Genomic DNA, 7,010 nt, shown 5'->3' on the forward strand with positions numbered 1-7,010 from the left:
TCCCCCTAATGATTAGCGCTTCTAATTGAATTAACGCTTCTGAAAACTACGTTTCGGAAATTAACGTTTCGAGGATTCGGAACTAGTGGCGCATTTCGGATTCGTGCCAGGAACTGAGCAGCCATCTGGATAACCGGTTGATGAGCAAAAAGAAGCAGATGCCGACAAGCGAAGCGGATAACCCGCAAGCAAACAGATACGGCGTATGGAGCTTGTTCGTCGCCACCGTTATCGCATAGCCCAGTCCGCCCTTGCCGCCGCCGATTCCGGCGATGTACTCGCCGACGATAGCGCCGATTACCGACATCGAGCAGGAAATTTTCAACCCGGCCACGATATAAGGCAAAGCAGCCGGAATGCGCAGCCGCCACATCGTTTGCAGCTTCGTCGCATTGTACAGATCGAACAGATTGGTCATATTGCGGTCAGTCGAATGGAGTCCGATCAGCGTATTGGACAAAATCGGAAAAAAACTGATGATGAACGAAATGATTACGATGGCATTGAGCCCGGCGCCGAACCAGATGACGATAATCGGCGCGACGGCGACGATCGGGATCGTCTGCAAAATAATGGCGTAAGGATAGACGCTCTTCTCGATCGTCTTGGACAGCGCGAGCAGAATGGCCATCAGTGTACCGATCACAACGCTGGCCAGAAACCCGACCACCGCTTCCATGACGGTCGTGCTGACCGACGTCAGCAGATTGCTCGCGTTGTCCGACGCGGCCTTGACGATATCGCTCGGCTTCGGCACAAGATACGGCGGAATCCGGAGCAGCTGAACCAGCAGCTCCCAGCCGCCGACGAATAGGACGAACACGGCAAGCGGCGGCAATATTTTTTGCAGCCTCTCCCGGAACGGATCGAAAGCGCCGCTCTTGCCGCCCTCTCCTGCAGATGGCGCGTTCAGCCCCCGGCGTACGGACGGGGTGAGCGCTTCTTGCGGCATCGGTTTGGCCATCGGATTCACTCCCTTTCCCCGGCTGCGGCCGGCTTGAATTTCATCGCCTCCGACACGGCCCGGACGTACTCGCCGAACTGCGGATCGGAGCGGAACGTTTCTTCGCGCGGGAACGGCTGCGGAATATCGACGATTTCGGTGATCTTGCCGGGCCTTGGCGTCATGACGGCGACACGGGTCGAAAGAAAAACCGCTTCGAACACGTTGTGCGTAATAAACAGCACGGTCATCCGCTTGTCGTTCTGCCAGATGTTCAGCAGTTCGTCCTGCAGCGTCTGCCGCGTAATTTCGTCCAGCGCGCCGAACGGTTCGTCCATAAGCAGCAGCTTCGGCCTCGACACGAGCGCCCTGGCGATCGACACCCTCATTTTCATGCCGCCCGACAACTGACGGGGCAGCGACTTGACGCTGTCGCCGAGCCCGACCAGCTCAAGCGCCCTTCGCCCTTCCTCCTCCCGCGCTTTGCGGGGCACGCCCCGCAGCTTCAGCGGAAGCGTCACGTTCTCGAGCAGATTCGTCCACGGCAGCAGCGTATGCTCCTGAAAGACGAAGGCGATTTCGTTATGGGTGCGCGCATCTCTCGGCGTCGTCCCGAGGACGGACAGCCTCCCTCGCGTATGGTCGGTCAAGCCGGCAATCATGTTGAAAATGGTGGATTTGCCGCAGCCCGACGGGCCGACGAAACTGATAAACTCGCCTTCGGAAACCGCGAGATTCACCTGCCGGACGGCAATCGTCCCGTTCGGGTAGATTTTGTCGACATTGTTCAACTCGACCAGTTGCCGGCCGCTGCCGGGGACAGCGGAGCGGGCGGCTGCCGCCGCATTCTCGTCCAAACTGCGCAAACTCATTCTGATCAACCTCCACTCCGTCTATTTATGTCATAAAATATTACATGTTGAAAGAAACGAACTGAAAATTGATAAAACTAATAAATTATTGGATCGCAACATTCAAATCGATTGTTTTGATAGGTTTTGATATTCGTTTTGTCAAGTAATTTACGTCAATTATAACGAGACGACAGAAACCCGTCAATACGTTTATGTAAGGTTATATTACATTAAATCATATATTTTTTTGCGACAATAAAAAAACCCGCTCGCTATGCGGGTTTTTTCGAAAGTTCATGTTATGTTTTATTACTTTTCGATTTACCAGCCAATAGCCGCACCGTCGCAGCGCGGATCCGTTCCTCCGATACGAAAACCGTGTTCGTCAATGGCGATCGCATGGGCATGCCCGACAATGCCGTCATAGGCAGCGACGCGCCGGACGTCGTGCCCGGCCGCAGCCAGCGCCTGCGCCGTCTCTTCGGAAATGCGGTTCTCCAGCTTCAATTCGGTCGTCGCTTCCCCCCATGTCCTTCCCCAGACGAAACGCGGCTCGTCGATCGCCCGCTGCGGGTCCATCCCGTAATCGATCATCCGGGTCAACAGCGCAAGCTGCGTTTGCGGCTGGCCTTCTCCGCCCTGCGTGCCGAGCAGATAGGCCGGTTTGCCGTCCTGAAACACCATCGCCGGCATCAAGGTATGGAACGTCCGCTTGCGCGGCATCAGGCAGTTCGGATGCGCCGGATCGAGCGAGAAGAACGAGCCGCGATTTTGCAGCAGCACGCCCGTACTGCCGGCGACAACGCCGGAGCCGAATTCGAAATAGAGGCTTTGGATGAACGACACGGCGTTGCCCTCGGCATCGACGACGGCGGCATACGCCGTATCGCTGCCGGCCGGCTGCGCAGCCGCTTCGGAGGCCCGGTCCGGCCGGATGGAAGCGGCAAGCTCCACCGCATATTCGGCGCTGAGCAGTCGATCAAGCGGAATGGAATGAAACGCCGGATCGGTCAGCCAGGCGTTACGGTCGCGAAAGCTGAGCTTGATCGCTTCCACGAGCAGATGATAATAGTCGAAGGAGCCGTGCTCGACCGCCCTCAAATCGAAGCGATCCAAAATATGAAGAGCCATCAGGGCGGCGAAGCCCTGGGAGTTGGGCGGCAGCTGACAAATCTCGTATCCCCGGTACGAACCGGTAATCGGCACCACCCAATCTCCCCGATGGTCGGCAAAGTCCTCTTCGGTCAGCAATCCGCCGTGCGCGGCCAAATAATCGGCAATTTCCAGGGCAACTTCGCCTTCGTAGAAGCCGCTCCGGCCTCGCTGCGCCACTTGCCGCAGCGTCCGCGCCAGATCGCGCTGAACGAACCGTTCGCCGGGACGGGCGGCGCGCCCGCCGGGGAGATAGATCGCCGCCGTCGTCGTGCAGCCGGCCAGCATCGCCGCGTGCTTCCGGGCATGCTCATATTGGTCCGGCGACATCGGGAATCCGTCCGCGGCATAACCGATGGCCGGCTCCAGCACTTCGGCGAACGGCAGCCGGCCGTATTCCCGGTGCACGGCATACCAGCCGTCCGCCATGCCGGGAACCGTGATCGCGCTTCTCGCCCCGCGCACCGGGATGGCGGCCTCGCCCGCGAAAGCCGCGATTTCCGCTTTGCGGCCGGATCTGCCGGTCGCGTTGTACGCTCTGGCCGTCCCGTCTTCGGGACGGTACAACAGCCAGAAAGCGTCGCCTCCGAGTCCGGTCATATGCGGGTACACGACCGCCAGCACCGAGCTTACCGCGATCGCCGCATCGAAGGCGTTGCCCCCTCTCTCCAGCATGCGGGCGCCTGCTGCCGAAGCCAGGTAATGCGGGCTGACAACCATTGTTTTCGTTCCAACGACCGGTTTCTTCATCATACGCCCTCCAGACATGTTAGGTTTTAGGACACGTTTCTTTTTACCATAGCATGCCGGCCGACGATGTTGCAATTATAATTTCGAAACCAAAAATCTATTTTTTGTATTGAAAGTGAATACAAATATCTATATATTGATTTCATAAGGTAAATAAAATAGTGAATTCGAATACGCGGTGCTATTCGGATTAAGCAGAGAAAGGAGCCGATTGCCGATGCAGTCCGCTGCTGACCAATACGCGGCGCCAGTAGAACTTGACGATATCGACCGCAAAATTATTCAGGCTTTGAACCAGAATGGCAGAATCTCTTACACCGATCTCGCCAAGGATATCGGTCTGTCACGGGTCGCCGTTCAGGCGCGCATCAATTCGCTGATGGAGCAAGGCGTCATTGAGCGTTTCACCGCGGTGATCAACCCCGAGCGTATCGGGATCACCGTATCCGCTTTTTTCAACGTGGACGTGGAGCCGAAGCATCTGTACGAGGTGGCGGCCAAGCTCGCGGACGAGCCTTTCGTGACTAGCCTTTACCATATGAGCGGACCGAGCAAGCTGCATATGCACGGGTTGTTCAAAAACATGCGCGAGATGGAAACGTTTATGAAAGACAAACTGTACGTGCTGCCAGGGGTGACGGGCGTGGATTGTCAGCTGCTCATTAACCGGTACAAGAGCCGGATGGGCATGAGGCTGTAGCGATGGCCGGATCATCCAGACCGATCAGACCCTACGCGCAGCTGTCCTGGGCCATGGTCAAGACCGGCGTGCTCGGGTACGGAGGAGGGCCGTCCATCATTCCGCTCATTCGATACGAGGCGGTTCACCATTATCGTTGGATGGATGAAGAGGAATTTGCCGATTTGCTCGCCATAGCGAACGCCTTGCCGGGCCCGATCGCCACCAAGCTGGCCGCTTATCTCGGATACCGGTTGAAAGGGAGCGGCGGCGCGGCCGTTGCGGTGCTCGCGCATATTTTGCCCTCGGCCTTCGCCATGATCGCGCTAATGTCGGCCGTTCAGTGGCTCAGCCGGTCACCGATTGTGCAGGGCATGATCGCCGCGGTTACACCGGTCATTTGCGTCATGCTCGGCGTGATGGCCTACGAGTTTGGCGAGCGGGCCGTCAAGGGGCTGGGGAAAGCGGCCGGCATCGGCTTGTTCGCCGTCTCGTTCGTCCTGCTGCAATGGATCGGCCTCCATGCCGCCATCGTCATCGCCATCTTCCTCGCTTACGGGGCGTTTCATTTTCGGATTATCGGCCTGTTGCGGGACAGAAGGAGCAGGCGAAGAGCAGAAAAACGGCAGGAGGCGCATGAAACATGGAGTGGCTAGAGCTGCTGATCAGCTTTTTTCTGTCGAACGCGCTTGGCTACGGAGGCGGGCCGGCGTCCATTCCGCTCATGCATCAGGAGATCGTCGTGCGCCATCAATGGGCGACCGATACCGCCTTTTCCAATATGATCGCGCTCGGGAATACGCTGCCCGGTCCGATCGCCACCAAAATCGCGGCCATCGTCGGCTACGATGCGGCCGGCTGGATCGGCGCGGGCGTCGCGCTGGCGGCTACCGTCGTCCCGTCGGCCGCCGCCCTCGTCCTGCTGCTGAAGCTGCTGCGGAACCACCGCCATTCGCCTGTCGTCAAAGGGATGACGCTGCTCGTCCAGCCCGCGATCGCTGTCATGATGGCGCTGCTGACATGGCAAATGGCGTCGGCTTCCACGGCCTCCATCGGCATTTGGCAGTCGCTTGCGATTGCCGCCGTTGCGTATTGGCTGATGGAACGGCGCAACATTCACCCCGCCATCGTCATCTGCGGCGCTTTTGTCTACGGTGCCCTGGTGCTGTCGCACGGATTCGCGTGAAAGCTGGCAGGCCGAACGCCGCGGCAAGCCGGCAATAAGCAGCTGCAGGCAGCATCAGCCTGCTCACGCGGTCAATAGCGCACCTGCGGAGCTCAAGCGCCGTGTGCCGACCTGCTCACGCGGTCAATAGCACATCTGCGGGGCTCACGTCGTGTGCTGACCTGCTCACGCGGTCAATAGCGCACCTGCGGGGCTCTATTGACTCACGCCGGCCTGTCACCGCGACCACAAGCACACCTGCGGGGCTTTATCGGCCACGCTCCGGCTTGCTCCACCCAAAAAAACAGTCCCCTAAGCCGTCACAATCGACTAGGGGACATTGGAGCCCGCCGGCAGCGGGAACCTCTATTACTTCTTCACATCATGGTCTACATACCGTTCGCCGTTCAGTTCGCTGATGACGTTAATGGCAACTTTCGCGCCGTCGCCGGCCGTAACAATCGTATGGACGCTTACGCCTGCGGCCGTACCGGCGACCCATACGCGCTCCAGGCTCGTTCTGCCGTTCTCGTCGCATTGAATAACCGTCTTGATGCGAGGTTCTGTACCGGGGCGCAACGAAATCCCGCTCGCTTCCGCCAGATCGACGAACACGCCGGTCGCGATAATGGCATGCTGGGCTTCGTACGACTCGCCTTCCTCGGTGTGGACGCGTACGCCGCCGTCGATCGGCTCCAGCTTGACGGCTTTGGCCGACTTCAGTTCGGCGCCGAATTTGGCCGCCTGCTTCTTGCCGACATCGACCAGATCGGTTCCGCTAATTTCCGGTACGCCGTAGTGGTTTTCCACCCATGCCCGTCTCGTGATACTCTGATCGTTGTCCAAAACAAGCGTCTTCTTCCCCGCCTTGGCCGTGAACAATGCCGCGCTCGCGCCGGCAGGTCCTGCTCCGATAATGGCCACATCATACATGCCGCTTCGCTCCTTTCGGAAATGCCGAATTTGATTGCAACATGTTCATTATACACAGTTGATCCAATATAAGCCAAGGGTACCGGTGAGGGAGAAGCTTCTTGCTCTATCGTCCCCCCCTTCGCCGCTGCTTCCGTTCCGACGTTCCACGTTCTCCCCCCTTCGCCGCTGCTTCCGTTCGCAGTTCCACGTTCTTCCTCTTCATCGCTTGCTCCGCTCTGTCGCTGTTCCGTGAACGTCAAATAGCCCTCGCCTAGCGGCAGGAGCAGAGTTCGACGATGTTGTTGTTAGCATTTCTTCATCCAGCACATTCGGCCGAAATTGAATTCGACCAAAGCATGAACGGTTCGAGCGCTTCGGCATTCAGCGGAGCGGATGAGCCCAGGTTCGTTCGCACAGACGGAAACGTTATTCTCAGACAGAACGCTCACCTCAGACGGAACGCTACTCTCAGACGGAACGCTACTCTCAGACGGACCCCTACTCTCAGACAGACCCCTACTCTCAGACAGAACGCTCACCTCAGACGGAACG

7 protein-coding genes are annotated in these 7,010 nt (G+C 58.2%); 3 read left to right on the forward strand and 4 right to left on the reverse strand.

The window, feature by feature from the left end:
* Window positions 1-82: 82 nt before the first annotated feature.
* The 3 genes from ABEV74_RS20600 to ggt form a co-directional block, all read right to left on the reverse strand.
* The gene (locus ABEV74_RS20600) at window positions 83-964 is read right to left on the reverse strand and encodes an ABC transporter permease (protein WP_430149131.1); all 882 of its coding nucleotides are present in this window, start codon (window positions 962-964) and stop codon (window positions 83-85) included.
* 5 nt (window positions 965-969) lie between these two features.
* Window positions 970-1,815, reverse strand: coding sequence for an ABC transporter ATP-binding protein (locus ABEV74_RS20605; protein WP_430149134.1), 846 nt, complete (start codon window positions 1,813-1,815; stop codon window positions 970-972).
* 303 nt (window positions 1,816-2,118) lie between these two features.
* Entirely contained in the window at window positions 2,119-3,699 is a 1,581-nt protein-coding gene (ggt, locus tag ABEV74_RS20610) for a gamma-glutamyltransferase (protein WP_430149148.1), read from the reverse strand.
* 217 nt (window positions 3,700-3,916) lie between these two features.
* Here ggt and chrS point away from each other — a divergent pair, with 217 nt between their 5' ends.
* From chrS to chrA, 3 genes are read left to right on the forward strand one after another with little or no spacing between them, the layout of a single operon-like run.
* On the forward strand, window positions 3,917-4,399 hold the full coding sequence (gene chrS / locus ABEV74_RS20615; RefSeq protein WP_062495423.1) for a chromate efflux transcriptional regulator ChrS: 483 nt from the start codon (window positions 3,917-3,919) through the stop codon (window positions 4,397-4,399).
* A gap of 2 nt (window positions 4,400-4,401) precedes the next feature.
* On the forward strand, window positions 4,402-5,034 hold the full coding sequence (chrB, locus tag ABEV74_RS20620) for a chromate efflux transporter ChrB (protein ID WP_430149137.1): 633 nt from the start codon (window positions 4,402-4,404) through the stop codon (window positions 5,032-5,034).
* Entirely contained in the window at window positions 5,022-5,564 is a 543-nt protein-coding gene (gene chrA / locus ABEV74_RS20625; protein WP_213531294.1) for a chromate efflux transporter ChrA, read from the forward strand. Before chrB ends, chrA begins: the two co-directional genes overlap by 13 nt.
* Before the next feature lie 348 nt (window positions 5,565-5,912).
* On the opposite strand, the gene ABEV74_RS20630 is transcribed toward chrA, so the two are convergent.
* A complete protein-coding gene (locus ABEV74_RS20630; protein ID WP_430149141.1) occupies window positions 5,913-6,476 on the reverse strand; it encodes an FAD-dependent oxidoreductase in 564 nt (187 codons plus the stop codon).
* Window positions 6,477-7,010 lie beyond the last annotated feature (534 nt).

It is taken from the genome of Paenibacillus cisolokensis (genome assembly GCF_050481165.1).
GTDB lineage: Bacteria > Bacillota > Bacilli > Paenibacillales > Paenibacillaceae > Paenibacillus_AH > Paenibacillus_AH cisolokensis.